Origin of the sequence: Roseicyclus mahoneyensis (assembly GCF_003148775.1) — a bacterium.
In the GTDB taxonomy this organism is placed as follows: Bacteria; Pseudomonadota; Alphaproteobacteria; order Rhodobacterales; family Rhodobacteraceae; genus Roseicyclus; species Roseicyclus mahoneyensis.
The window spans coordinates 122241-145136 of sequence record NZ_QGGW01000003.1 but is presented as its reverse complement, the minus strand read 5'-3'; the positions used below and the strand labels follow the sequence as shown (position 1 = coordinate 145136).

Here is a 22896-nt window from a genome sequence, read left to right as displayed (position 1 = left end):
GGAGGGCGCGGCGATGGTCAAGTGTAGCGATGGAACACGGCGGGGCAAGCGGGCTTGCGGATCAATCCCGCGCCGCACGCGGCCTGACGAGGGCGAAACCGCAAAGGATCAGCGCAAGGCCCAGCCAGACCGGGGCGGGGTAGCGCTCGGACAGCAGCAGCAGGGACCAGATCACGCCAAATCCCGTGATGAAAGGGTTGGTCAGGGCGGCAAAGACTGCGCCCGCCTGACCGATCAGCCACAACAGGCCCGCGTAGCCGACAAGATGCAGCGTGGTGGCCCCCAGCATGGCCAGATCGGCCGGCGCTGTCCCCGGCAGGCGCAATTGTCCGGTGGCACCCGCAAGGATCAGCGCCACCGGCAGCGCCAGCAGGGCCGAGCCCAGAACCAGTTGCATCGGGTCGAGGCCACCGCGACGGAGGCGGTCGAGCAGGTTGCCGTTGAGCGCAAAGCACAGCGGTGCGCCCAATGCGATCAACAGCGCCAGAAGCGACAGCGGCGCAGAGCCAAGGCCTGCGGCCAGCGCGATGGCCGCCACGCCGAGGCCGCCCAGCGCCACGCCCGCCAGCCGCCCCGGAGTCGCGCGGTCCAGCCCCATGGCGACGGCAAGCGCAAGGCTGAGCATGGGGGTGATGGACAAGACAATGGCCATGACGCCCGCGGGCAGATCCTGCACCGCGCGGTAGATCGCGGCTTGCGGCAGGAGCGTGCCGAGGATGGCCACGATGGCGCAAACGCCCCAGGCCCGCCTGCCGCGCGGCAAGCCCCTGCCCCGCAGGCTTGTGGCGATGGCGCCGCCCGCGATCATCACCAGCGCCTGCCAGACAAGGATTCCCATCGGCTGCCAGCCGCCGGTGACCGCGATCTTGGCCAGCGGCTGCCCCAATCCCCACAGTGCGCCGATGGCCAAGGGGGCCAGCATCAGCGCGCGCGATCCGGTCATTGGGCCGCCACCGCCTCGGTCGGTTTGCGCGGTTGCACGAGGACGAGGCCCGCCATCATCAAAAGCGCGGCCGCCCAGACCCAGGGCGAATAGGTCTCGCCCAGGATCAGCTTGGCCCAGAGGATGCCGAACCCCGTGACAAGATAGGAGACTTGGGCGGCAAAAACGGATCCGGCGCGGGTGACCAGCCAGACATAGGCGGTATAGGCCAGCGCATGGGTGATGGATGAGGCGACGATGGCCAGATCGGGCAGGCCCCATGGCGGCAAGGGCGAGATGAATTGCCCCGTCATCAGAGCGAGGGGTCCGGCAAAGACCATACCGACCAGCGATGCGCCCAGAAGCACCTGCAGCGCATCGAGGCCGCCTGTGCCGTAACGGGCGACGAAATTGCCTTCGACCGCGTAGAACAAGGGCGCGATCAGGGCCAGCGGCAGCCACCAGACCATCGCGCGGTCGGGCAGGCTGCTTTGCGGCGCGGCGATCAGGAGGATGGCGCAGAGCCCCAGCACCAGACCCGTCAGGCGGGCGGCGGAAAACCGGTCCATCCCCCAGGCCAGCGCGATGGGAAAGGCCAGCATCGGGATCAGCGACAGCACGATCGACAAGATGCCCGATGGCAGGTGGATCGCGGCGGTGTAGCTGGCCGAATTGGGCAGAAGCGTGCCGATCAGCGCGATGATGGTGTAGAAGGCGAGGTGGTGCGATGCTGTGGGCAGGCGGCCCCCGCGTGCAAGGTTGATCGCGCCCAAGAGCGCCGCGCCGATGGCGAATTGCCAGAAGATGATGCCGAAATGGCGGTAGCCTTCGGAGACTGCGATCTTGGCGAAGGGCTGGCCCAGCCCCCAAGCCGCGCCGCACAGCACGAGGATGGCGACATAACCGGCCCAGTCCCGGTTGCGCTCAAGCCACATCCGGCGGGCCCTCGGGCGCCAGCCGCCCGCCCAGCCGCACCGCGCGCACAAGGGTCGCGGCGCCGGTCTTGTCATCGGTTTCCACATAGGTGCCCGAGAGCGTCGCTGGCCCCTCGGCGGGGCTGAAACGCTCCTTGGGCATGCCGGTGATGAAGCGGCGCATCGGTTCGGATTTCTCCATGCCGATGACGGAATTGTAGTCGCCGCACATGCCCGCATCGGTCTGGTAAGCGGTGCCGCCGGGCAGGATCATCGCATCGGCGGTGGGCACATGGGTATGGGTGCCGACCACGAGGCTGGCGCGGCCGTCGCAGAAATGGCCGGTTGCCATCTTTTCCGATGTCGCCTCGGCATGAATATCGACCAGCGCGGCCTGCACGGCGCCGCCGCGCGGAAACTTGCGCAAAACGCCGTCGAGTGCCGAAAACGGATCGTCGAAGGGCCGCTTCATGAAGACCTGACCCAAGGCTTGCGCCACCAGAACCTGCCGCCCCTTGGTGGCCTTGAACACGCGCGCGCCCGCACCCGGCGCATCCTTCGCAAAATTGAGCGGGCGCAAGATGCGCGGCTCCTCGGTGATGAATTGCAGCATCTCGCGCTGGTCGAAGGCGTGATCGCCCAGCGTGATGCAATCGGCGCCCGCGTCGAGCACAGCGCGCGCATGGGCCGCCGACAGGCCCGCGCCGGCGGTCGCGTTCTCGGCGTTGACCACGACGAAATCGAGCTGCCAGCGGGCCCGCAGGCCCGGCAGGGTGTCACTGATCGCCGCGCGCCCGGCGCGGCCCATCACATCGCCAAGAAATAAAATACGCATGGAGTGGGCTTAGGTCGCGTGGTGGGCTTGGGCAAGGCGGAAAAGGGCCGCGCGTCAGGGCGCGACAATGCCGTCCTCGGTCACGATGCCGTCGAGCGCCACATCGGTCGGTCCAGCCGCGACATCGGGCAGCGCCTGCGCGGCAAAGGCGAAGCCCAGCGCGCGCACCGGCCCTTTCGCTTTCAGCCGCGCCAGCGTGCGGTCGTAGAACCCGCCGCCATAGCCCAGCCGGTTGCAGGTCGCATCAAAGGCGAGCATGGGCACGATCAACGTCTCGGGGGTGAGCCAGTCGCCGCTTGCGGGGATGCGCGCGCCGAAAGGGCCATCGACCAGAGGGGCCTCGGGCGTCCATTCCCGAAACTCGAGCGGCAGCGCCTTGCCCGCGATCACCGGCACGCAGATGCGGGCGCCTTGGCGATGCAGGGCCGTCATGGCGGGGATCGGGTCGATCTCGCTGCGCATGGGCATGTAGCCCGCGACGGTCAGGCCATGGGCCGGGCCGATCCGGGCCAGCAGATGGGCGGTGGCGCGCAGGATGACATCCGTGTCGGCGCGGCTGTCAAAGGCCCGTTGGCGGGCGGCAAGGGCGGTCTGGCGCAGGCTGGTCTTGACGTCGGTCATGGGACATATCCAAAACCGGATCGGCGCAAGAGGCAAGACAAGGCGAAACGGCATGCTGACACTCGATCATATCGCAATCGCCAGCGCGCGGCTGCAGGACGGCGCGGCGGCGGTGGAGGCCGCGTTGGGCCTGCCCTTGCAGGGCGGCGGGCAGCATGCGGCGATGGGCACGCACAACCGGCTGATGGGGCTGGGCGCGGAGTATCTTGAGGTCATCGCCATCGACCCCGAGGGCCGCGCGCCGAGCCAGCCGCGCTGGTTCGACCTCGACCGGTTCCGGGGTGCGGCGCGCGCGACGACATGGATCTGCCGCTGCGACGATCTGGAGGGGGCCTTGGCGGCTTCGCCCCCCGGCGCGGGTGTGGCGTGGTCGCTGTCGCGCGGCGATCTGAGCTGGCGCATGGCGGTGCCGGTGGATGGCATCTTGCCCTTTGACGGTTTGTTCCCCGCGTTGATCCAGTGGGAGGGGGCGGCGCACCCTGCCCCGCGCCTGTCGGATGTGGGCGCGCGGCTGGTGGGGCTGCGCCTGTTCTCGCCGCAGGCGGACGCGTTGCGCGCGACACTGGCCCCGCTGATCGCGGATGCGCGGGTCACGGTCGTGGCCGCCGACGCGCCGCGGATGGAGGCGGTGATCGCCACGCCGACAGGCGAGGTGGTGCTGTGATCCGCCGTGGGCGACCCGAGGACGCGGACGCCATCGCGGAGATCTGGAACGCGGTGATCCGCGACACGACACACACCTTTGGCACGGTCGAGAAGACCCCGGGGGAGCTCGCCGCACAGATCGGGGCGCAACCGTGGTTCGTCGCCGATACCGCGGGCGCGGTGCTGGGCTTCGTCACATGGGCGCAGTTCCGGGGCGGGACCGGCTATGTGCACACGGTCGAACATTCCGTGCATGTCGCCGAAGCGGGCCGCGGGCGCGGGATCGGGCGCGCCTTGATGGCGCAGGCCGAGGTGGCGGCGCGGGCGGGCGGCATCCACGCGATGATCGCGGGCGTGGCGGGGGAAAACACGGGCGGGGCGGCGTTTCACGCAGCGCTCGGCTTTCGCGAGGTCGGGCGGCTGCCGCAGGTCGGTTGGAAGTTCGGGCGCTGGCATGACCTTGTGCTGATGCAGAAACTGCTGTGATGCGGCACCCTTTCCCCTGACATTTGCAGGCAATTCACGCTACAAAACGCCATGTCGCTCTGGACCCGCATCACCGAGGCGCTGGCCGCCCTTGCCAAAGGGGAGGGTCTGTCGGCCGTCTTCGACAAGCTGCGCAGCGCACCCGAACGCAGCGTGGCCTTCACCATCGCGGTGATCGCGCTGTCGGCCAAGATGGCCAAGGCCGATGGTCTGGTGACCCGCGACGAGGTCACGGCCTTTCGGCAGGTGTTCCATATCCCGCCCGAGGATGAGCGGGCGGCGGCGCGTGTCTTCAACCTCGCGCGCGAGGATGTGGCGGGGTTCGAGACCTATGCCGCGCGCATCGCGTCCATGTTCCGTGCCGAGGGGCGGCCTTGCGGGGTGGACAGCGTGCTGTGCGACCTGATGGAGGGGCTGTTTCACATCGCCACCGCTGATGGCGATTACCACCCGGCCGAAGATGCGTTCCTGACGCGCGTGGCCGAGATTTTCGGTATGGAAGAGCTGCAATTCCGCCGGTTGCGCGCGTGCTATGTGCCCGAAGCCGCGCCGGACCCCTACGCGGTGCTGGGCGTCGACCCCGAGGCAAGTATCGAGGATATCCGCAGCGCGTGGCGGGCCGAGGTGCGGTTGACCCATCCCGACACGATGATCGCGCGCGGCGTGCCCGAGGAGGCGGTGAAACTGGCCGAGCGCCGCCTGATCGCGGTCAATCGGGCTTGGGAAGAGATCTCGACCCGGTCCTCGGAACGGTCGGCGGAGCGGGTATGATGGGCCGGGCCTGATGGACGCAGCGTGATGGATCGTCGGCGGCTGCGCATCGCCACCTACAACGTGGAGTGGTTCCACGCGCTGTTCGATGATGACGGTCACCTCCTTGACACCAACGCCTGGTCGGGGCGGCATGACGTGACCCGCGCGCAGCAGATCGCCGGGCTGACGCGCGTGTTCCGGGCGATGGATGCCGATGCGGTGCTGGTGGTCGAGGCCCCCGACATCTCGCGCCGCCGCAACGGGGCCGTAGCGCTGGAAAACTTCGCGCGCGCCGCGGGGGTGAGGGCGCGCGAGGTCTGTTTCGGTTTCGCCAATGACACGCAGCAAGAGATCATGCTGCTCTACGATCCCGATGTGGTGCGCGCGACCCATGCGCCCTCGGATTTCGGCGCGCCGCGGTTTGACGGAGAATTCCGGATCGATCTGGACGTGGACGCGACCGAGGATCTGGTGATCTTTTCCAAGCCGCCGCTGGAGATGCGGCTGGATACGCCGCTGGGCAGGATACGGATGATCGGCGTGCATGTGAAATCCAAGGCGCCCCATGGCGCGCGCGACGCCGATCACGCGATGAAGATCTCCATCGCCAACCGGCGCAAGCAGCTGGCGCAATGCATCTGGCTGCGCCGCCGGGTCGAGGCGCATCTGGCCCAGCGCGAGCCGCTCATCTTGCTGGGCGATCTGAACGACGGCCCGGGTCTGGACGTGTTCGAGGATCTGTTCGGGCGCTCGGGCGTCGAGATCGTGATGGGCTGGGGCGAGGACGAAGCCGGGCTGATGTACGACCCCCATGCCGCCCGCGCGCTGGAGCGACGGATCGTCGCCGCGCCCACCACCGCGCGCTTCTACATCGCCTCCGAAGGGCGCTATCTGTCGGCGCTCCTGGATTACATCATGGTCTCGCCCGACCTGCGGCCGATGGCGCGGCGCTGGCGCGTCTGGCACCCGTTCGAGGACCCTGCCTGCTGGGAGGATGAGGGCCTGCGCGACGCGCTGCTGATGGCGTCGGATCATTTCCCGGTCACGCTCGACCTTGAGGCCGAGGGGTGAAAGGCGCGCCGGGGATGATTATCTGGATGCCGCAGCAATGGAGGAAGCGAGCATGCGACATGTCCTTTTTCTGACCGCAGCCCTGAGCTTGTCGACACCCGCCGTGGCGCAAGATGACAGCGGGGGATTGCGCGACGGCCTCGGTCTTTTGGGCGAAGGCAGCCGGATGATCCTTGAAGGGCTGCTGAACGAGATGCGCCCGATGCTGGAGGAGGTGCAGCCCTTCTTGGAGGAGGAGGTGGTGCCGATGCTGGAGCGGATGGGCGAGATCGTCGATGACCTGTCCCATTACGAGTTGCCCGAGCGGCTGCCCAATGGCGACATCTTGATCCGCCGCAGCCCCGAGGCGCCGCCTTTCGGTCGCGAGCCACTGCCCGAGGTGGGTGAGGGCGGCGAGGTCGAGCTGTAGGGGGGCGCTGCCCCCCGGCCCTGCGGGCCTTCCCCCCGGCATATTTTCGAAAAGATGAAGGGGCGAGCCTGCGCTTTTGGTTGAGAGTGGGGGGCGGAGGGGTCATATCTGCGGCGACATGTTTTTCCCGAGAGGTTCCCCATGCATCTGTCCCTGATCTCAGCGCCCCTGCCCCGTGACGCCGCACGCGACGCCGGGGGCGGGCCATTTGGGGACTTGCCGGACTGGGACCTGACGGATCTTTACCCAAGCCCCGATGCGGCCGAGCTGACGCGCGATCTGGCGTGGCTGGAGGGGGAATGCGCCGGTTTCGCCGCCGACTACGAGGGCAAGCTGGCTGGGCTCGATGCGGCGGGCATGCGGGACTGCATCACGCGCTACGAGAAGATCGACGTGGTGGCGGGGCGGATCATGTCCTACGCGGGCCTGCGCTATTACCAGCATACGACCGACGCGGGCCGCGCCAAGTTCATGTCGGACATGCAAGACAAGATCACGACATATACCACGGCGCTGGTGTTTTTCAGCCTCGAGTTCAACCGCATTCCCGATGATCGGTACGACGCGGTCTTTGGCGGTGACGCGGGCCTTGCGCGCTACAAGCCGGTCTTTGACCGGATGCGGGCGATGAAGCCCTACCAGCTGTCCGATGAGCTTGAGAAATTCCTGCACGATCAATCGGTCGTGGGGGCGAGCGCGTGGAACAAGCTTTTCGACGAGACGATCGCGGGGATGAGTTTCGAGGTCGACGGCGACCGGCTGGGCATCGAGGCGACGCTGAACCTGATGACGGACCATGACCGCGCGCGCCGCGAGGCGGGGGCGCGCGCGCTGGCCGAGGCGTTCGGGGAAAAGCTGCCGCTCTTTGCCCGGGTGCACAATACGCTGGCCAAGGAAAAGGAGATCTCCGACCGCTGGCGCAAGCTGCCCAGCCCGCAGATGGGCCGCCACCTGTCGAACCATGTGGAGCCCGAGGTGGTCGAGGCGCTCAGGAACGCCGTGGTGGCAGCCTACCCGCGCCTGTCGCATCGCTATTATGCGCTGAAGGCCAAATGGCTGGGGCTGGAGCGGATGCAGGTCTGGGACCGCAACGCGCCCCTGCCGATGGAGGAAAACCGCGTCTTTGGCTGGGAGGAGGCCCGCGCGCTGGTGAGCGAGGCCTATGCGGGCTTTGATCCGCGCATGGCGGAACTGGCCGAGCCGTTCTTTACCCAAGGCTGGATCGACGCAGGTGTGAAGGAAGGCAAGGCGCCGGGCGCCTTTGCGCATCCGACGGTGGCCGAGGTGCATCCTTACGTGATGCTCAATTATCTGGGCAAGCCGCGCGATGTGATGACGCTGGCCCATGAGTTGGGCCATGGCGTCCACCAGCGGCTGGCGGCGGGACAAGGCGAGTTGCTGTCCTCGACGCCGCTGACCCTCGCCGAGACGGCATCGGTCTTTGGCGAGATGCTGACCTTCCGCAAGATGCTGGCCGAGGCGAAGGATGACGCCGCGCGCAAGGTGCTGCTGGCGGGCAAGGTCGAGGACATGATCAACACGGTCGTGCGCCAGATCGCGTTCTACGATTTCGAGTGCAAGCTGCACGCCGCCCGCCGCGAGGGCGAATTGACGCCCGAGGATATCAATCTGTTGTGGATGAGCGTGCAGGCCCAAAGCCTCGGGCCGGTGTTCGATTTCATGGAGGGCTACGAGACCTTCTGGGCCTATATCCCGCATTTCGTCCACTCGCCCTTCTACGTCTATGCCTATGCCTTTGGCGACGGGCTCGTGAACGCGCTGTACGCGGTCTATGCGGAAGGCACGCCGGGGTTCGAGGAAAAGTATTTCGAGATGCTCAAGGCGGGCGGGTCCAAGCACCACAAGGAATTGCTGGCGCCCTTCGGGCTGGATGCCAGCGATCCGGCGTTCTGGGACAAGGGGTTGAGCATGATCGAGGGGCTGATCGACGAGCTGGAGGCGATGGAGGGGTGAGGCGTCGGGCGGGCGTTTCCGCCCGCCAAGGCCCGTCCGGTAGGATGCGCGTATCAGGTGGGCAGCATTGCCCACCCTGCAGGCTTCATTCCGCCTCGTTGGCAGGTTTTGCCTGCAGCAGGCCGTAATTGGCCTCGCCCAGACGGTCGAAAAGGTCGATCTGGGTTTCGAGGAAGTCGATGTGACCTTCCTCATCCGCGATCAGGGCCTCGAACAGGGCCTTGGTCACGTAATCCTTGACGCTTTCGCAATGGTCGCGCGCCTCGATGTAGAGGGTGCGGGCCTCATGCTCGGCGGCAAGATCCGCCTCCAGCGTTTCGCGCAAGCTCTGGCCAATGCGCAGCGGGTCGAGTTTTTGCAGGTTGGGATGACCGCCCAGGAAGATGATCCGCGCGATCAGCCGGTCGGCGTGGTGCATTTCCTCGACGCTTTCCTCGCGCGATTTGGCGGCGATGCGGCCATAGCCCCAATCCTCCTGCAGGCGGTAGTGCAGCCAATACTGGCTCACGGCCGTCAACTCGCTGCGCAGCGCGGCGTTAAGAAATTCGATGACCTTGGCGTCGCCTTTCATGGCACGGCTCTCCTGTCTGTCTGGCCGGGGGCGTCAGGCCCCGTGCGGCTGGTGGTGGGTCAAGTAATTTGGATCATTGGGGGAATTGAACGAAGGCCGTCAGACCCGCGCGCGGCGTCTGAGCCCGCGCAACGCGGCGGGCACGCCAAGGCCGGGCGAGGCCTGCATTGTGGAGAGGAACAGAGGCAGGCAGCCGCCGCAATCCGCCTTGCGGCCCAGCGCGCGGTAGAGCTTGCCGGGGGTTATGATCGTGTCGGGGTCGGCGGCGCGCATCCAGTCGATGGCGCTGTGGATGTCGGCGTCGCTGATGCCGGTGCAGTGACAGACGATCATCGGCGGCGGCCCCCTGTGGCGGGGGTCGCCTGCCGATCGATCAGCCGTTCCAGCAGGGCCGTGACCGAGGGGCAGCATCCACCGCCGAATTCCGAGAGCAGATCGGCGGCCATGGCGACCGGCGCGATGTCGGGCAACAAGGGCGGAGGGCGCGTGTGCATGGGTCACCTTCGGGTCACAATACCCAAAACCTGACTAATTCACTCGGACATGTCAATCCTTACAAAAAGCATCGCCTATTTGTCGCAACCGGCGCTTAAAGCTTGTTGTGCGATCCATCGCAGAGCGGCTGGCGCGCGCTGGCCTTGCAGCCGCAAAAGAAGGCGGTGCCGTCTTTCTCGGCGGTCCATTTCTGCGGCTGAAAGGGCGTGTCCTTGTGCGAACCGTCGCAAAAGGGCTGGTTCTGCGACCGTCCGCAGGCGCACCAGAAATAGTTCTTGCCTGCCGTCACCTCGACGGGAAACGGGGCTTTCTGGGCGATGATCGGGGTTTCGTCTGACATCTGGCGGGCTTCCTTGGCTGGACGTATCCCAGCCAAGGTGGCGCGCCCGGCCCCCGCGTCAATCCAGATCGGTCCAGGGCCAGGGTTTCACGTCAGAGGCGGCGGATTGATAGCGCGCGGCCTTGGCCATCCAGATGCCCAGATCGGTGCCGAAATCGGCCAGCCGCTGGTTGCGCTCGCCGGTGTTGACCAGCATCACGATGAACTGCACCACCGTCAGCAGGGTCAGCACGGTCTGGCTCAGGCTCAGCATGATGGCGATGATCACCATATAGAGCAGGCGCATCCCCATGCCGTCCCGGGGCGCTTCGGGCTGGTCGCCGTTCAGCCGGCCTTTGATCCGTGCGTCGTCGTTGCGGTCCATCATCCCATCCCCAGAAGGTCGAACATCGCGTCCATCGCGGCTTGCGTGCCGCGCGCGGCCTCAAGAGGATAGGGGAAATCGACGCGATCGAGAAGGGTGGCCGCCACCGCCTCGACCTGGGCCGCGTATTGCCGCGCCTCGGGGAAGGCGAAAACCTCGGTGGGGCGGCCGTCGCACGACAAGATCAGGTCGGCCTGCGCATATTGGCCGGCGTTGAAAGGGGCCGCGACCGTCAGGCGGCCCGCGTCGCCCTCGAAGATCATCGACTGGTAGCGCGTCGTGCGCATCGAGACGTGGAAGTTGAACCGAACCGCGCCTGACCGCGACTGAACCCAGGCAGAGGTGTCGATGCCGTTTTCGATCACCGCATCGGCCCAGACCGGCACAGGTTCCAGCCCCGTGGCAAAGCGGAAGGCGCCGATGGGATATACCCCGATGTCGCGAAGCGCCCCGCCCGCGAGGTCGGCGGAGAGGCGAATGTTGCTTGGGTCCGCAAGGCCGTAGGTAAAGGCGCCGGTGACGGTGTGCAGCCGCCCCAGCGCGCCATCCGCGATCAATTCACGGGCCTTGTGCCACTGGGGATGATGGGCGGGCATCCAGGCCTCGGCGATCAGGGACCCGGTCGCGTCTTGCGCGGCGATCAGGCGGTCGAAGTCGGACGCCCGCAGCGCGATGGGCTTTTCGCACAGCACCGCCTTGCCAGCCTCGGCCGCGCGGATCGACCAGTCGACATGGAGCGCGTTGGGCAGCGGGATATAGACCGCGTCGATCTCGGGGTCGGCCAGAAGGGTATCGTAGCTGTCATGCACCCTGAGGCCCGGCGCGATCTCGGCAAAGGGGGCGGCGCGCGCGCGGTCCCGCGTGGCGATGGCGGCAAGGCGCGACCGGCGCGCCTCGTTGATGGCGGGGGCCATGGTCTTGCGGGCAAAGCCCGACGCCCCAAGGATGCCCCAACGGATGTGATCTTGTGTCATGGTGGGCCTGCCTCGGTTCTTCGGTCTGTGACTATGACGCGGGACCGGGGGCACAAGGCAGCGCTGCGCGAGACGGCGCACGGATGGCCAAGGCTTCGATCCCGCGCGCGATGTCCTCGACCAGCTTTTCTACCCGGTCGGCCGCGTCTGTGCGCTGTGCATAGGCCCGCAGGCCAAAAATGGCAACTTGCAGGCGCGCCGCCAGCAGCTCGGGATCGACATCGGCGGCAATCTCACCTTCATCGCGCGCCTTGCGGAACGCGTCGTGAAAAATCAGCTCCACCCGGCGCAGCACCTCTTCGACCGACCGGCGCAAGACCGGATCATCATCGGGCGTTTCCAGCAGGGTCTTGACCAGCATGCAGGCCCGAGACGGCGCCTTGCCGCGCAAAATGCCGCCAAGGCTGCGGACATGCGCGGCCAGACCCGCGATGGGCGAGGCGGCCCCCGACAGCGTCATGGCCAGATCGGCTTGGCCCGTGCTGACGTACAGGTCGAGCGCCTCGCGGAACAACGCCTCTTTCGAGCCGAAGGCGGCGTAGATCGAGCCGGGTCGCATGTCGAGCCCATGCTCGAGATCCTTGAGCGACGTGTTGTGATAGCCGCGCGCCCAGAAAAGATCTCGCGCCGCCATCAGCACCTTTTGCCGGTCATAGCTGGCCGCGCGTCCCATGACTGCTCCTGATCGCATTTGAGTGATCGCTCAAAATATATCTTGAGCGGAGGCTCAGGTAAAGCTAGGCATTTTTGAGCGATCACTCAATTACCTCAAGGAGATATCATCATGACCTTCGAACTGCATGATCTCGAGACTGCGCCAGAGGCCAGCCGCCCGCTGCTGGAGGCATCGCAAAAGGCCTTTGGACGCATCCCGGGCCTGCATGCCGTGATGGCCGAGGCCCCTGCTCTGCTGCAAGCCTATCAGACCGCCCACAAGCTGTTTGCGGAACAGACAAGTTTCGACAAGGACGAGCTGACGGTTGTCTGGCAGACGATCAACGTCGAACATGCCTGCCATTATTGCGTGCCCGCCCATACCGGCATCGCCCGGATGATGAAGGTCGATGACGCCATCACCGAAGCGCTGCGCAACGAGACGCCGCTGCCCAATGCCCGGCTTGAAGCCCTGCGCAGCTTTACCCTCGCCATGGTCCGCCAGCGCGGCATGGTCGACGATGCGACGGTGGCGGCCTTTTTCGAGGCAGGCTTCACGCGGCGCCAGATCCTGGAAGTCATTCTTGGCGTGTCGCAAAAGGTGATGTCGAACTACACCAATCATCTTGCGCAAACCCCTGTGGATGCGCCGATGCAGGCCTATCTGTGGGAGAAGGCGGGCCAGAGCGCAGCCTGATCCGCTTTCGGGGTCGGGCCTGCCGCCCGAACAAGAAACTGGCCCGGGGTCGGTCCACCCCGGGCCACGCGTCTGGATTGGTCGTGCGATGAGTGGCTCAGGCGTTGGCCAGCATGCCCTGATCTTTCGCCAGATCGCGCATCCGCTTTTGCAGCTTTTCGAAGGCGCGCACCTCGATCTGGCGGATGCGTTCGCGGCTGACGCTGTAGACCGAGGACAGATCCTCGAGCGTGACCGGCTCATCGAGCAGACGGCGCTGGGTCAGGATATCGCGCTCACGCTCGTTCAGAACCTCCATCGCCTGACTCATCAAGGACATGCGCTGGGTGTATTCGTCGCGCTCGGCATAGTCGGAGGCCTGATTGGCGCCCTCATCCTCGAGCCAGTCCTGCCATTGGGTCGAGCCGTCATCCTCCGATCCGATGGTGGCGTTGAGCGACGCGTCGCCCCCCGACAGCCGCCGGTTCATCGAGATCACCTCGGCCTCGGTCACGCCGAGGTCATGGGCGATGCGGGCGACGTTTTCGGGGCGCAGATCGCCCTCTTCCAATGCGCCGATGCGGGCCTTGGCCTTGCGCAGGTTGAAGAACAGCTTTTTCTGCGCGCTGGTGGTGCCCAGTTTCACCATCGACCACGACCGCAGGACATATTCCTGGATCGAGGCGCGGATCCACCACATCGCGTAAGTGGCAAGGCGGAAGCCCTTTTCGGGGTCGAATTTCTTGACCGCCTGCATCAAGCCCACGTTGGCCTCGGAAATCACCTCGGCCTGCGGCAGGCCGTAGCCGCGATAGCCCATGGCGATCTTGGCCGCGAGCCGCAGGTGGCTGGTGACCAGCTGGTGGGCGGCGGCGGTGTCCTGATCCTCGACCCAGCGTTTGGCGAGCATGTATTCCTGTTCCGGTTCCAACATCGGGAACTTGCGGATTTCCTGAAGATAGCGGTTCAGGCCCTGTTCCGGCGAGGGCGCCGGGAGATTGGCGTAAGTGGTCATTTTTGGGGACCCCCTGTTAGGCTCCGTTAGGGAAGTATGTAAATCAGATTAACTTTTCGTCAAGAGCCGAAGTGAACGCGTCGGTTCAGAATGTGCCCTTTGCGCCCACGAACGGCAAGTCGCGTTACCGTGATATCACGTGCATGTGCGCACAGATTACAGGCCCGCCGCGCGCAGTCCCTGCAAAAGCGCGGCCATGTCTGGCGGCAGATCAGCCTCGAAGCTCATGTCATCGCCCGTCACCGGATGCACGAACCCCAACCGCGCAGCATGGAGCGCCTGCCGGGGAAAGCGGTTGATCACCTCAGCCAAATCCGCGCCCAGAAGCTTGTCGGAGACCTTGCGCCGCCCCCCATAGACCGGATCGCCGACCAGCGCGTGACCGACATGAGCCATGTGAACGCGGATCTGATGCGTGCGCCCGGTTTCCAGACGGCAGGTGACCAACGTCACGGGGCCCAGCGGTTCCTCGACCCGGACGCGCGTGACGGCATGGCGTCCGCCCTGAAACAGCACCGCCTGCCGCTGGCGGTCGGTCTTGTGGCGGGCCAGATGGGTCGTGATCTTGAGCACCGCGCCCGCTTCGAAATTCACGCCCCTGACGCCGTTCAGACGCGGGTCTGCGGGATCGGGCAGCCCGTGACAGATGCCGATGTATTCCCGGTCAACGGTATGGGCGGCGAACTGGTCGGCAAGGCCGTGATGGGCGGCGTCGGATTTCGCCACCACCAGAAGGCCGCTGGTGTCCTTGTCGATCCGGTGCACGATGCCGGGGCGCTTTTCGCCGCCCACGCCCGACAGGTTGCCGCCGAAATGATGCAAGAGCGCGTTGACCAGCGTGCCGCCGGGCGATCCGGGCGCGGGGTGCACCACCATTCCGGCAGGCTTGTCGATCACGATCAGGTCGGCATCTTCATGCATGACCTTGAGCGCGATGGGTTCGGCCGCCGTTTCCACCTCGGCCGCCTCCTCGACGGTGATGGCGACCACATCGCCCTCTGCGACGCGTGCGCGGGAATCGGTCACGGGCGCACCGTTCAGGCGCACCGCGCCGTCCGCGATCAGGCGCATCAGGCGCGAGCGGCTCAGATGCGCCTCCTCTGGCACATCGCGGGCCAGTGCCTTATCAAGGCGGGGGGCCGGGTCCGGCCCGATTTCGACCGTCACGATATGGGTGGGCATGGGCGTGGAGCCTCCTGAAACCTCGGGGACCGAGGGCGATCTGCCGCCGCAGCTGCGCTGGCTCAAGCGGCTGGTGACGGTTTTGACCGTGTCGATGATCGGGGGCGTTCTAGCGATCACCGTGCTGCTTGTCATCCGCCTGAACGCCGATACCGCGCCCGTGGTCATCGCACCGGGCGATTTCGTGCTGCCCGAGGGCGTCGGACTGGTGGGGTTCAGTATCGTCGACGGGCGGACCGTGATCGTCGGCGACGATGGCGTGATCCGCATCTACGACAGTGAAAGCCGCGTGCTGATGCGGGATTTCACCATCGACTGAAGTGGGAATGGTACCAGCGCCCCGGCTCGAACGGGGGACCTCTTGATCCACAATCAAGCGCTCTAACCAACTGAGCTACGCCGGCATGACTTGCGTCTGGCGCGGGGGATAGCGCCCGCGTCGGTCGATTGCAAGGGGTCAGGCGCACCCTGCGGGTCAGGTATTCCACACCGGCTCGCTTGCACAAACGGCCATCTGCCGCTACCTCCGGCCGGAATGTTGGAGGGTGGACCGATGGGCATCAACAGCGAAAACGACGTGGCCGCGAATCTGCAGATCGGGCCGACGACGCTTGGCATGGTGCGGATCTACGTCGAGGGGGACGGGATCGACCTGCCGCTCGACTTCGACCCCGAGGAAGCCGAGGAAATCGCCGAGGAATTGCGCGCCGCCGCCGCCGCCGCGCGTGCCATGGGCAAGAAAAAGCGCTAAAGGATCAGGCCCGGGTCGCGCAGCATCTGCAGCCGCAGCGCCGCGTGGCGGGCAAAACGCTGTGTCACCGCCTTGCGGCGCGCGGGGGGCAATCTCACCTCGTCGGGCATGCGCAGGATTTCCGCGTCATAGGCATCGGCGATGATCAGGCCCGTGCCCTCGGGCAAAAGGTCGGTCGGAAAGGCCTCGTCCACAGCCCAGAAATAGCGGTCGCCCCATTCGAGATAGCCCTGCCACTTGCCATCCGAGGTGAAATCGGTGCGGGAGGATTTGCATTCGATCACCCAAAGCTCACCGCGCGGCCCAAGCGCCATCACATCAAGCCGCTTTCCGCGTTCGGGGGTAAATTCCTCGAGCGTGACGAAATCATGTCCGCGCAGATGGCGGCAGACGCCCCGCGCCAGAAGCTGGCCGGGCGCGCGCGTATCGAGGAACGGGGGCGCAAGGTCGGTCATGAACGCAAGATGGAACATTCAGGGAACAAAGGCAAGCGGGGCGCACCCCTTGCCAGAATCCCCCTGCCCGCCTATCTGCGGTGGTGACGGATCTGCTCGTCCCGTGCCTGTGGCAAAATTCCGGTGGCCTTAAGCATTTTCGAGGGAGCTGGCTCTGATCGGATCCTGGTCTGATTACCTGGTGCCCACCTGTACACACAGGTCCTCGGGAATTAAACGCCTCCACGGATGCTGCGGTCCCCGTCACCCCATACAAAAACGCCGCCCTGCGAGGGGCGGCGTTTTTTGTTGTAATGGGTTGAAATGTCAGCGGCGCGGGTCGTCGCTGCGGATGCGGACAGGAACCGGCATCGCGTCAAGCGTGAACACGCCATCGCGGCGTCCGCGCTTGTCGTCGTCGCTGTCATCGGCCATGGTCATGATCTTGTAGCCGACCTGTGCCGAGCCGAAGGTTATCCCGCACAGCACCGTCAAGACAGCCAGCGCGATCGGTCCCTCGACCGTGTGGGTCACAAGATGCCAGAGCCCGGCCACATCGAAGGCCAGCAGCATGCCAACGAAGACAAAGGCCAAGACGAAGCCGAAGGCCGCATGGCGCAGGATGAAACGGATGTGATCGGGCATGCACGACTCCTCTGTTCGTTGAGGGAAAGATGATGGCGCCGGGTCTGTCGCGCAAGGGGGCGTGGCGCTCTGGCGCGGATGGTGGTGTGGATCTGCCCAACAATCAGGCAACAGATAGCGCCAGCCAGCCGATGTAGCCTGCGTAAAGCGTCACGAATACCGCCCCCATGCCGCGCCCGATCCGCCCTAGAAAGAGTGCCACCAGCAAAAGCGCCGCCGATCCGGCGACGACAGCCAGATCGACCGGCGACAGGCCGGGGGGCACGGGGATCGGCACGATCACGGCAGTCAGGCCGAGGATGGCAAGAATGTTGAACACGTTGGACCCCAGCACATTGCCCAGCGCCAGCCCCGCTTCGCCGCGCCGCGCGGCGATGACGCTGGTGGCCAGTTCCGGCAACGAAGTGCCTACCGCCACGACGGTCAGCCCGATCACCGTCTCGCCGATGCCCAAGCTGCGTGCGATGCCCGTCGCCCCCTCGACCAGCAGCCAAGCGCCCCCGATGAGCGTTACAAGCCCGCCTGCCAGAAACAGCGCGATGCGCGCTGCCCTCATGCCCTCGATCCCCGGCACTGGCGCCACTTCGGCGTCGCGCGACAACGCGCGCCAGATGTAGATGGCGAGCGCCGCCAGCAAGACTGTGCCTTCGATGCGCCCGACGGTGAGGCCCACGAGGATCACGGCGATACCCAGCACGGTGGCCACGGCAAGCCAGACCCGGTCCTCGATCCCGGCCGCTCCGGCGGGGATCGGCGCGATCACGGCGGCCACGCCAAGGATCAGCAAGATGTTGGCGATGTTGGACCCCAGCACATTGCCGATGGCGATGCCCGGCGCACCCGCAAGCGCCGCCGACAGCGATGTCAGCATCTCGGGCATCGAAGTGCCAAAGCCCAGCACGACCGCCCCCACCACGGCCATCGGCAGGCGCATCCGCGTGGCCAACGCCACGCCGCCGCGCACCAGCCCCTCGCCCCCGCCCAAGAGAAGGGCGAGGCCCGCAAGCATCATCACGGTGTCCAAGATTTGTCTCTCCCGATGGCCCGACGCAGCGGCGGCTTCAGCGCAGATGGAGAGGGGCGCCGAAGGCCGCAAGGCGTGGCGGAAAATATCCCGCCGACGGTCTCAGAACGCCTCGGGCTTTGCCTCGCGGGCCATATGGTCGAGCACGGCGTTGACGAATTTCGGCTCTTTCCCCTCGGGGAAAAAGGCGCGCGCCACGTCGACATACTCGCTGATCACGACCTTGGGGGGCGCCTCGCCCTCGACCAGTTCTGCGCCTGCGGCGCGGAACAGCGCGCGCAGCGTAGGGTCGATGCGGTGGATCGGCCATTTGGCGACCAGCGCGCGGTCGGTCATCTGGTCGATCTTGGCTTGCCAGTTGACCGCGTCTTCCAGCGTCTTGGCGAAAAGGTCGGGATCGCCCTCGGCCATCTCCTCGCCCTCGTAGATCTCGCCGAAGCGGTGCGTCTCGAACTCGCGGCGCACGACCTGACGGGTCTGACCCGAGGCCTCCATCTGGAACAGCGCCTGCACGGCGTAAAGCCGGGCAGCCGATTTCATCTGGCGGCGTTCCTCGCGGCTGAGCGCCTTGGGGCGCGGCACGGGAGGGGTCTGGGCGGGGTCGTCCGTCATGCCGATGCAGGGCCTTCGTTGTCGCCCGCGACCTCGATCACATCGGGGCGGGTCTTGAAACCGATGCCGCCTTTAGGCTGACCGAACCGGCGCGTCAACGCGATCAGGTGGAGGGCTGCCTGCGCGGCCCCGCCGGCCGTGTTGAGCCGGGCGGCATCGGCCCGTTCCTCGGCCTGTTCGCGTGTCTCCACCGTGATGATGCCATTGCCGATGCAGATACCCTGCAAGCCCAGCAACGTCAGCGCGCGGGAGCTTTCGTTGACGACCACGTCATAATGCGAGGTCGCGCCCCGGATCACGCAGCCCAAGGCCACGAAGCCGTCGAAATTCGACAGCCGATGCGCGATGCCGATGGCTGTCGGGATCTCAAGCGATCCGGGCACCTCGATCACCTCATGGCTCACGCCGGCAAGCTCCAGCACGGCGGCCGCAGCCGCGATCTGCGCCTGCGCGATGGCGGTGTAGTAGGGCGCGATCACGATGGCGACCTTGGTGGGCTTGTCGAAGCGCGGCAGCGCCATGTCGTTGTCGGAATGTCCGGCCATCTATCCAAGCTCCGATATCTTGCGCGTGCCCGTGATGGACAGGCCGTAAGCCTCAAGCCCGACGACGCGCGGCTTGGGGGAATTGGTGAGCAAGATCATGTCGCTGACCCCCAGCGAGGACAGGATCTGCGCGCCAAGCCCATACTGGCGCAGCGTCTGGGGGCTGACCTCGTCGCCCACGGCCAGCTTCATGGTCAGGTCGCGCAGCAAGACCAGAACGCCGCGCCCCTCGTCCGCGATCAGGCGCATCGCGTCGCCGAATTCGGCCGCGCGGCCCTTGGGGCCTGCACCCACCACGTCAAGCAACGGGTCCATCGCGTGCATCCGCACCAGCACCGGCTCGGGCGTGGTGATGTCGCCCTTGACCAGCGCGATATGTTCGGCGCCCTGCGTCTCGTCGGTGTAGATCCGCATCACCCACTCGCCGCCGAACTCGCTGGTGATGGTCTGTTCTTGCCGGACCTTGACCAGATTGTCGTGGCGGCGGCGGTAGGAAATCAGGTCGCTGATCGTGCCGATCTTGAGGTTATGGCGCTGCGCGAAGGCCACCAGATCGGGCAGACGCGCCATGGTGCCGTCCTCGTTCATGATCTCGCAGATCACGCCCGAGGGGTTGAGGCCGGCCAGCCGCGAGATATCGACCGCCGCCTCGGTATGGCCCGCGCGGACCAGAACGCCGCCATCCTTGGCGCGCAGCGGAAAGACATGGCCGGGCGTGGCGATATCCTGCGCGCCGCGGCTGGCGTCGATCGCGACCTGCACGGTGCGCGCGCGGTCGGCGGCCGAGATGCCGGTGGTCACGCCCTCGCGCGCCTCGATCGACAGGGTGAAGGCGGTTTCGTGGCGCGAGGAATTGTTGGTCGACATGAGCGGCAGGCCCAATTCGTCGATCCGCGCGGAGGTCATCGACAGGCAGATCAGCCCGCGGCCATGGGTGGCCATGAAGTTGATCACATCGGGTGTGGCCCATTGCGCGGGGATCACCAGATCACCCTCGTTCTCGCGGTCCTCGTGATCGACGAGAATGAACATGTGGCCGTTGCGCGCCTCGTCGAGGATTTCCTCGATCGAGGAAATCGCGTCCGACCAGTCGCGCTCGACCGGTCCGGGCTCTTCATAGGGTTGCGTCATGGTCATCCTCATCGCGCGGCGTCTGGGGCGCAAATAGACCGCGCGCCTTGCGGGTGCAATCGGGCGTCGCCCGGCATCGGCGCACATAGACCATGCCCCGGGCAGAGACTAGGCCGCGCCCCCTGCGGCGAAGAGGATGTCGCGGTCGATCACGCCGCCAAGTCCCGCCGCCGCGCCCCAGCCGCGTTCCACCGCGGTGGCGGCGACCAGCACGACCCCGTCACAGGGCAGCCTGCGCGCCGCCAGCGCGCCGCGCAGGCTGTCGCGCGTCTCGCGCCATGTGGCGGTGAAGCCGGGCGCGCGGAGGGCCGCGTCGATCAGGCCAGGATTTGCCGCCAGCACAGCCTCGGGGGGGCTGGGCGCATAGATGGCGGCAAGGCGGTGCGCCGCGCCCTCCAGCCCGGCCAGACGGGCCATGACCTCCTGGCCCAGCGCCACTTGACCCACCCGAAGCTCCAGCGCGTTGCCGGAAAACAAGAACCCCACGATGTCCTGCCCCGAGGTCGCGCGGATCGTGGCATAGGTCTTGTAGGGGAGGCCCAGCCGCGCTGCGCGCTTGACCCTCAGCCGCACGACCTCCAGCGGGAGGGTCGGCATCAGCTCCGCGCGCGCCCTCGTCCAGGCCAGCTTGCGAAAGCCGAAACCCGGCTCCATCGAGGGCCCGCCGTTGTGTCCAATCGTGCTCATGCTCTGCCGCGCCTTTCCCTCTCTTTTAGTCTACCCCTGCCGGAGAGGCTCAGCCCCAGTCCTGCAGCCGTGCGACATAGCGCGCCAGCGTGTCGATCTCGAGGTTCACACGGTCGCCCACCGCCGTTGTGCCCCATGTCGTCACCGCCTTTGTATGCGGGATCAGGTTCACGCCAAAGGTCGCGCCCTCCACCTCGTTCACCGTCAGCGAGGTGCCGTTCAGTGCCACCGACCCTTTCGGCGCGATGAAGCGGGCCAACGTGTCGGGCGCACGAAAGGTGATGCGGGTGCTGTCACCCTCCTCGGCCATGGCGATCACATCGGCCACGCCGTCGACATGGCCCGAGACGATATGCCCGCCCAATTCATCGCCCAGCCTGAGCGCGCGTTCGAGGTTCAGGCGCTGCCCCTCGGCCCAGCCCGAGACATTGGTCTTGGAGACGGTTTCGGCCGAGATATCGACCTCGAACCAATCCTCGCCCAAGCCTGTCACCGTCAGGCAGACCCCGTCGCAGGCGATGGAGGCACCGATCTCGATGCCGCCCGTGTCATAGCCGGTGGCGATCCGCGCCTTGAGGTCGCCGGCTTTCGTCAGCTGCCGCACCTCGCCTTGATCGGTCACGATCCCCGTGAACATCGCCCATCTCCCGCTTTATGTCATGCCCCAGACAAACCACGCGCCCTGCGCCGCTTCAAGGGGCGGTTCCGCCACGAAACCGTCCCGGTTTCGCCCGCAGACCGCCGCCATGTCTTGCTTTGCTGCCGCCAAGACCGCATCCCTGCACCTGTCCACGAGTAGTCCAGTCCATGGCCCCAAGCCACGCAAACCGCGTCTTTTTGTTCCTGCAGGGCCCGCATGGCCCCTATTTCGGCCAGTTGGGCCGCATGCTGCGTGCGGCGGGGGCTGCGACGTGGCGCGTTGGCTTCAACCAAGGCGATCATGCCTTTTGGCCCGAGCGCGCAAGCTACATCCCCTTTACCGGCGCGCCCGAGGATTGGGCCGACCGTGCGGCCGCGCTGATGGACGAAAAGGGCGTCACCGATCTTGTGCTATACGGCGACACGCGCCCGATCCATGCCAGCGCCATCGCGGCTGCCCGCGCGCGCGGCCTGACCGTCCATGTTTTCGAGGAAGGCTATCTGCGCCCTTATTGGGTCACCTATGAACGCGGCGGCGCCAATGGGCATTCGCGGATCATGGACCTGAGCGTGGCCGACATGCGCCGCGCGCTGGAGGGGCTGGACCTCGATCTGCCCGACGCGCCCGCGCGCTGGGGCGACATGCGCCAGCATATCTTTTACGGCGCGCTCTATCATTTTCACGTGTTTCTCAGGAACCGCGCCTATGCCGGGTTCCGCACCCACAGGGCGCTCAGCGTCGGGCAGGAATTCCGTCTCTATCTCAAGCGGCTGGCGCTGATGCCGGTGCATTGGCTCGACCGGGTGCAGGCGACGACGCGGATCAAGACGGGGGGCTTTCCCTATCATCTGGCGCTGTTGCAGCTGGAGCATGACGCGAGTTTCCGCGACCACAGCCCCTTTGGCACGATGAGCGATTTCCTCGAGGTGCTGATCATGGGCTTTGCCAGCGGCGCGCCCGCCCATCATCACCTCGTGTTCAAGGCCCATCCGCTGGAGGACGGGCGCACGCCCTTGCGCGCCAACATCTTGCGGATCGCGGCCGCCCATGGGGTCGAGGCGCGGGTGCATTATGTGCGCGGCGGCAAGCTGGCGCGGCTTCTCAACGACGCGCGCTCTGCCGTGACGGTGAATTCCACCGCTGCGCAACAGGCGCTGTGGCGGGGCCTGCCGCTCAAGGCTTTCGGGCAGGCGGTCTATCTCAAGCCCGAGTTCGTGTCGGATCAGCCGATGGAGGCGTTTTTCCATAACCCCACCCGCCCCGACAGCCGCGCCTACCGCGATTACCGCCATTTCCTTCTGGAAACCTCACAGATCACCGGCAGCTATTATTCGGCGCGCGGACGGCGGCAGTTGCTGCGGCAGGTCGTCGACATGATGCTGTCGGCCGAAGACCCCTATGAGGCCCTGCAGGCCGGCCGGCCTGCACCGCGGCAACACCTGCGGCTGGTCAAGTGAACAAAGGCTGGCGCGGCCTGCATAAAATCGCTAATGTCACAAAAAAAGAAGACTGAGGCAGTACAGGCA

General features: G+C 66.3%; 31 protein-coding genes and 1 tRNA gene. 10 read left to right on the top strand and 22 right to left on the bottom strand.

Going from position 1 to position 22896, the window contains the following annotated elements; translation table 11 throughout:
* Positions 1 to 61: 61 nt before the first annotated feature.
* From C7455_RS07805 to C7455_RS07790, 4 genes are read right to left on the bottom strand one after another with little or no spacing between them, the layout of a single operon-like run.
* Complete coding sequence (locus tag C7455_RS07805; RefSeq protein WP_109667127.1) at positions 62 to 943, bottom strand: DMT family transporter; 882 nt, start codon at positions 941 to 943, stop codon at positions 62 to 64.
* Positions 940 to 1857 (bottom strand): DMT family transporter, encoded by a 918-nt coding sequence (locus C7455_RS07800; protein ID WP_109667125.1) that lies wholly within the window; start codon positions 1855 to 1857, stop codon positions 940 to 942. The genes C7455_RS07805 and C7455_RS07800 overlap by 4 nt, the downstream gene beginning before the upstream one ends.
* Positions 1847 to 2671, bottom strand: a complete 825-nt coding sequence (locus C7455_RS07795) for a TIGR00282 family metallophosphoesterase (RefSeq protein ID WP_109667123.1) — start codon at positions 2669 to 2671, stop codon at positions 1847 to 1849. The genes C7455_RS07800 and C7455_RS07795 overlap by 11 nt, the downstream gene beginning before the upstream one ends.
* 54 nt (positions 2672 to 2725) lie before the next feature.
* Positions 2726 to 3292, bottom strand: coding sequence for a 5-formyltetrahydrofolate cyclo-ligase (locus tag C7455_RS07790; RefSeq protein WP_109667122.1), 567 nt, complete (start codon positions 3290 to 3292; stop codon positions 2726 to 2728).
* 52 nt (positions 3293 to 3344) lie between these two features.
* Here C7455_RS07790 and C7455_RS07785 point away from each other — a divergent pair, with 52 nt between their 5' ends.
* The 6 genes from C7455_RS07785 (at position 3345) to C7455_RS07760 (ending at position 8630) form a co-directional block, all read left to right on the top strand.
* Positions 3345 to 3956, top strand: coding sequence for a VOC family protein (locus tag C7455_RS07785; RefSeq protein ID WP_109667542.1), 612 nt, complete (start codon positions 3345 to 3347; stop codon positions 3954 to 3956).
* On the top strand, positions 3953 to 4423 hold the full coding sequence (locus C7455_RS07780) for a GNAT family N-acetyltransferase (RefSeq protein WP_109667120.1): 471 nt from the start codon (positions 3953 to 3955) through the stop codon (positions 4421 to 4423). The genes C7455_RS07785 and C7455_RS07780 overlap by 4 nt, the downstream gene beginning before the upstream one ends.
* 51 nt (positions 4424 to 4474) lie before the next feature.
* Complete coding sequence (locus C7455_RS07775) at positions 4475 to 5194, top strand: molecular chaperone DjiA (protein WP_109667118.1); 720 nt, start codon at positions 4475 to 4477, stop codon at positions 5192 to 5194.
* Positions 5195 to 5236: 42 nt separating this feature from the next.
* The gene (locus C7455_RS07770) at positions 5237 to 6247 is read left to right on the top strand and encodes an endonuclease/exonuclease/phosphatase family protein (protein WP_109667540.1); all 1011 of its coding nucleotides are present in this window, start codon (positions 5237 to 5239) and stop codon (positions 6245 to 6247) included.
* A gap of 52 nt (positions 6248 to 6299) precedes the next feature.
* A complete protein-coding gene (locus C7455_RS07765) occupies positions 6300 to 6656 on the top strand; it encodes a hypothetical protein (protein WP_146199953.1) in 357 nt (118 codons plus the stop codon).
* A 141-nt stretch (positions 6657 to 6797) separates the two neighbouring features.
* Positions 6798 to 8630 (top strand): M3 family oligoendopeptidase, encoded by a 1833-nt coding sequence (locus C7455_RS07760; RefSeq protein ID WP_425450633.1) that lies wholly within the window; start codon positions 6798 to 6800, stop codon positions 8628 to 8630.
* A gap of 85 nt (positions 8631 to 8715) precedes the next feature.
* Here the strand turns inward: C7455_RS07760 and bfr are convergent, their stop codons facing one another.
* The 7 genes from bfr to C7455_RS07730 form a co-directional block, all read right to left on the bottom strand.
* On the bottom strand, positions 8716 to 9201 hold the full coding sequence (gene bfr / locus C7455_RS07755) for a bacterioferritin (protein WP_109667114.1): 486 nt from the start codon (positions 9199 to 9201) through the stop codon (positions 8716 to 8718).
* A 99-nt stretch (positions 9202 to 9300) separates the two neighbouring features.
* On the bottom strand, positions 9301 to 9534 hold the full coding sequence (locus C7455_RS07750; protein WP_109667112.1) for a (2Fe-2S)-binding protein: 234 nt from the start codon (positions 9532 to 9534) through the stop codon (positions 9301 to 9303).
* The gene (locus tag C7455_RS20105; protein ID WP_170119028.1) at positions 9531 to 9695 is read right to left on the bottom strand and encodes a hypothetical protein; all 165 of its coding nucleotides are present in this window, start codon (positions 9693 to 9695) and stop codon (positions 9531 to 9533) included. The genes C7455_RS07750 and C7455_RS20105 overlap by 4 nt, the downstream gene beginning before the upstream one ends.
* Before the next feature lie 95 nt (positions 9696 to 9790).
* The gene (locus C7455_RS07745; protein WP_109667111.1) at positions 9791 to 10036 is read right to left on the bottom strand and encodes a CDGSH iron-sulfur domain-containing protein; all 246 of its coding nucleotides are present in this window, start codon (positions 10034 to 10036) and stop codon (positions 9791 to 9793) included.
* A gap of 58 nt (positions 10037 to 10094) precedes the next feature.
* Positions 10095 to 10400, bottom strand: coding sequence for a DUF4389 domain-containing protein (locus C7455_RS07740; RefSeq protein ID WP_109667109.1), 306 nt, complete (start codon positions 10398 to 10400; stop codon positions 10095 to 10097).
* On the bottom strand, positions 10400 to 11374 hold the full coding sequence (locus C7455_RS07735; protein WP_109667107.1) for a Gfo/Idh/MocA family protein: 975 nt from the start codon (positions 11372 to 11374) through the stop codon (positions 10400 to 10402). Before C7455_RS07735 ends, C7455_RS07740 begins: the two co-directional genes overlap by 1 nt.
* A 31-nt stretch (positions 11375 to 11405) precedes the next feature.
* The gene (locus C7455_RS07730; RefSeq protein ID WP_170119027.1) at positions 11406 to 12047 is read right to left on the bottom strand and encodes a TetR/AcrR family transcriptional regulator; all 642 of its coding nucleotides are present in this window, start codon (positions 12045 to 12047) and stop codon (positions 11406 to 11408) included.
* A 111-nt stretch (positions 12048 to 12158) separates the two neighbouring features.
* Here C7455_RS07730 and C7455_RS07725 point away from each other — a divergent pair, with 111 nt between their 5' ends.
* Positions 12159 to 12725, top strand: a complete 567-nt coding sequence (locus C7455_RS07725) for a carboxymuconolactone decarboxylase family protein (protein WP_211315464.1) — start codon at positions 12159 to 12161, stop codon at positions 12723 to 12725.
* A 97-nt stretch (positions 12726 to 12822) separates the two neighbouring features.
* On the opposite strand, the gene rpoH is transcribed toward C7455_RS07725, so the two are convergent.
* Both rpoH and C7455_RS07715 read right to left on the bottom strand, forming a co-directional pair.
* Positions 12823 to 13719: an RNA polymerase sigma factor RpoH gene (gene rpoH, locus C7455_RS07720; RefSeq protein ID WP_109667102.1), complete on the bottom strand. Its 897-nt coding sequence runs from the start codon at positions 13717 to 13719 to the stop codon at positions 12823 to 12825.
* Between the two features lie 156 nt (positions 13720 to 13875).
* Positions 13876 to 14901 (bottom strand): RluA family pseudouridine synthase, encoded by a 1026-nt coding sequence (locus C7455_RS07715; protein ID WP_109667100.1) that lies wholly within the window; start codon positions 14899 to 14901, stop codon positions 13876 to 13878.
* Here C7455_RS07715 and C7455_RS07710 point away from each other — a divergent pair.
* Positions 14900 to 15220, top strand: a complete 321-nt coding sequence (locus C7455_RS07710; RefSeq protein ID WP_109667098.1) for a DUF6476 family protein — start codon at positions 14900 to 14902, stop codon at positions 15218 to 15220. The genes C7455_RS07715 and C7455_RS07710 overlap by 2 nt on opposite strands.
* 8 nt (positions 15221 to 15228) lie before the next feature.
* Here C7455_RS07710 and C7455_RS07705 read toward each other — a convergent pair.
* Positions 15229 to 15305: transfer RNA gene (locus C7455_RS07705), tRNA-His, on the bottom strand.
* Between the two features lie 149 nt (positions 15306 to 15454).
* Here C7455_RS07705 and C7455_RS07700 point away from each other — a divergent pair.
* Positions 15455 to 15652, top strand: coding sequence for a DUF6324 family protein (locus tag C7455_RS07700; RefSeq protein WP_109667537.1), 198 nt, complete (start codon positions 15455 to 15457; stop codon positions 15650 to 15652).
* Here the strand turns inward: C7455_RS07700 and C7455_RS07695 are convergent.
* The 8 genes from C7455_RS07695 to C7455_RS07660 all read right to left on the bottom strand — a co-directional run bounded on the left by C7455_RS07695 (position 15649) and on the right by C7455_RS07660 (position 21367).
* Positions 15649 to 16107, bottom strand: a complete 459-nt coding sequence (locus tag C7455_RS07695) for an MmcB family DNA repair protein (protein WP_109667536.1) — start codon at positions 16105 to 16107, stop codon at positions 15649 to 15651. The genes C7455_RS07700 and C7455_RS07695 overlap by 4 nt on opposite strands.
* Before the next feature lie 306 nt (positions 16108 to 16413).
* Positions 16414 to 16731 (bottom strand): hypothetical protein, encoded by a 318-nt coding sequence (locus C7455_RS07690; RefSeq protein ID WP_211315463.1) that lies wholly within the window; start codon positions 16729 to 16731, stop codon positions 16414 to 16416.
* Positions 16732 to 16834: 103 nt separating this feature from the next.
* Positions 16835 to 17746, bottom strand: a complete 912-nt coding sequence (locus tag C7455_RS07685) for a calcium/sodium antiporter (RefSeq protein WP_245904275.1) — start codon at positions 17744 to 17746, stop codon at positions 16835 to 16837.
* A 111-nt stretch (positions 17747 to 17857) separates the two neighbouring features.
* The gene (nusB, locus tag C7455_RS07680) at positions 17858 to 18367 is read right to left on the bottom strand and encodes a transcription antitermination factor NusB (RefSeq protein WP_109667095.1); all 510 of its coding nucleotides are present in this window, start codon (positions 18365 to 18367) and stop codon (positions 17858 to 17860) included.
* Positions 18364 to 18912 carry a 6,7-dimethyl-8-ribityllumazine synthase gene (locus C7455_RS07675; RefSeq protein ID WP_109667093.1) on the bottom strand — a complete coding sequence of 183 codons (549 nt, stop codon included), beginning with the start codon at positions 18910 to 18912 and terminating at the stop codon, positions 18364 to 18366. The genes nusB and C7455_RS07675 overlap by 4 nt, the downstream gene beginning before the upstream one ends.
* Positions 18913 to 20043 carry a 3,4-dihydroxy-2-butanone-4-phosphate synthase gene (gene ribB / locus C7455_RS07670; RefSeq protein WP_109667534.1) on the bottom strand — a complete coding sequence of 377 codons (1131 nt, stop codon included), beginning with the start codon at positions 20041 to 20043 and terminating at the stop codon, positions 18913 to 18915.
* Between the two features lie 108 nt (positions 20044 to 20151).
* Positions 20152 to 20730, bottom strand: coding sequence for a hypothetical protein (locus tag C7455_RS07665; protein ID WP_109667092.1), 579 nt, complete (start codon positions 20728 to 20730; stop codon positions 20152 to 20154).
* A 49-nt stretch (positions 20731 to 20779) separates the two neighbouring features.
* Positions 20780 to 21367 (bottom strand): riboflavin synthase, encoded by a 588-nt coding sequence (locus tag C7455_RS07660; RefSeq protein ID WP_109667090.1) that lies wholly within the window; start codon positions 21365 to 21367, stop codon positions 20780 to 20782.
* Positions 21368 to 21537: 170 nt separating this feature from the next.
* On the opposite strand from C7455_RS07660, the gene C7455_RS07655 reads away from it, so the two are divergent.
* The gene (locus C7455_RS07655) at positions 21538 to 22827 is read left to right on the top strand and encodes a capsule biosynthesis protein (RefSeq protein ID WP_109667088.1); all 1290 of its coding nucleotides are present in this window, start codon (positions 21538 to 21540) and stop codon (positions 22825 to 22827) included.
* Positions 22828 to 22896 lie beyond the last annotated feature (69 nt).

Bases quoted from the DNA above. Each gene is read 5' to 3' on its own strand.
- C7455_RS07805 (WP_109667127.1), bottom strand. From the start codon at position 943: ATGACCGGATCGCGCGCGCTGATGCTGGCCCCCTTGGCCATCGGCGCA.
- C7455_RS07800 (WP_109667125.1), bottom strand. From the start codon at position 1,857: ATGTGGCTTGAGCGCAACCGGGACTGGGCCGGTTATGTCGCCATCCTC.
- C7455_RS07795 (WP_109667123.1), bottom strand. From the start codon at position 2,671: ATGCGTATTTTATTTCTTGGCGATGTGATGGGCCGCGCCGGGCGCGCG.
- C7455_RS07790 (WP_109667122.1), bottom strand. From the start codon at position 3,292: ATGACCGACGTCAAGACCAGCCTGCGCCAGACCGCCCTTGCCGCCCGC.
- C7455_RS07785 (WP_109667542.1), top strand. From the start codon at position 3,345: ATGCTGACACTCGATCATATCGCAATCGCCAGCGCGCGGCTGCAGGAC.
- C7455_RS07775 (WP_109667118.1), top strand. From the start codon at position 4,475: ATGTCGCTCTGGACCCGCATCACCGAGGCGCTGGCCGCCCTTGCCAAA.
- C7455_RS07765 (WP_146199953.1), top strand. From the start codon at position 6,300: ATGCGACATGTCCTTTTTCTGACCGCAGCCCTGAGCTTGTCGACACCC.
- C7455_RS07760 (WP_425450633.1), top strand. From the start codon at position 6,798: ATGCATCTGTCCCTGATCTCAGCGCCCCTGCCCCGTGACGCCGCACGC.
- bfr (WP_109667114.1), bottom strand. From the start codon at position 9,201: ATGAAAGGCGACGCCAAGGTCATCGAATTTCTTAACGCCGCGCTGCGC.
- C7455_RS07750 (WP_109667112.1), bottom strand. From the start codon at position 9,534: ATGATCGTCTGTCACTGCACCGGCATCAGCGACGCCGACATCCACAGC.
- C7455_RS20105 (WP_170119028.1), bottom strand. From the start codon at position 9,695: ATGCACACGCGCCCTCCGCCCTTGTTGCCCGACATCGCGCCGGTCGCC.
- C7455_RS07745 (WP_109667111.1), bottom strand. From the start codon at position 10,036: ATGTCAGACGAAACCCCGATCATCGCCCAGAAAGCCCCGTTTCCCGTC.
- C7455_RS07740 (WP_109667109.1), bottom strand. From the start codon at position 10,400: ATGGACCGCAACGACGACGCACGGATCAAAGGCCGGCTGAACGGCGAC.
- C7455_RS07735 (WP_109667107.1), bottom strand. From the start codon at position 11,374: ATGACACAAGATCACATCCGTTGGGGCATCCTTGGGGCGTCGGGCTTT.
- C7455_RS07730 (WP_170119027.1), bottom strand. From the start codon at position 12,047: ATGGGACGCGCGGCCAGCTATGACCGGCAAAAGGTGCTGATGGCGGCG.
- C7455_RS07725 (WP_211315464.1), top strand. From the start codon at position 12,159: ATGACCTTCGAACTGCATGATCTCGAGACTGCGCCAGAGGCCAGCCGC.
- rpoH (WP_109667102.1), bottom strand. From the start codon at position 13,719: ATGACCACTTACGCCAATCTCCCGGCGCCCTCGCCGGAACAGGGCCTG.
- C7455_RS07710 (WP_109667098.1), top strand. From the start codon at position 14,900: ATGGGCGTGGAGCCTCCTGAAACCTCGGGGACCGAGGGCGATCTGCCG.
- C7455_RS07715 (WP_109667100.1), bottom strand. From the start codon at position 14,901: ATGCCCACCCATATCGTGACGGTCGAAATCGGGCCGGACCCGGCCCCC.
- C7455_RS07700 (WP_109667537.1), top strand. From the start codon at position 15,455: ATGGGCATCAACAGCGAAAACGACGTGGCCGCGAATCTGCAGATCGGG.
- C7455_RS07695 (WP_109667536.1), bottom strand. From the start codon at position 16,107: ATGACCGACCTTGCGCCCCCGTTCCTCGATACGCGCGCGCCCGGCCAG.
- C7455_RS07690 (WP_211315463.1), bottom strand. From the start codon at position 16,731: ATGCCCGATCACATCCGTTTCATCCTGCGCCATGCGGCCTTCGGCTTC.
- nusB (WP_109667095.1), bottom strand. From the start codon at position 18,367: ATGACGGACGACCCCGCCCAGACCCCTCCCGTGCCGCGCCCCAAGGCG.
- C7455_RS07675 (WP_109667093.1), bottom strand. From the start codon at position 18,912: ATGGCCGGACATTCCGACAACGACATGGCGCTGCCGCGCTTCGACAAG.
- ribB (WP_109667534.1), bottom strand. From the start codon at position 20,043: ATGACGCAACCCTATGAAGAGCCCGGACCGGTCGAGCGCGACTGGTCG.
- C7455_RS07665 (WP_109667092.1), bottom strand. From the start codon at position 20,730: ATGAGCACGATTGGACACAACGGCGGGCCCTCGATGGAGCCGGGTTTC.
- C7455_RS07660 (WP_109667090.1), bottom strand. From the start codon at position 21,367: ATGTTCACGGGGATCGTGACCGATCAAGGCGAGGTGCGGCAGCTGACG.
- C7455_RS07655 (WP_109667088.1), top strand. From the start codon at position 21,538: ATGGCCCCAAGCCACGCAAACCGCGTCTTTTTGTTCCTGCAGGGCCCG.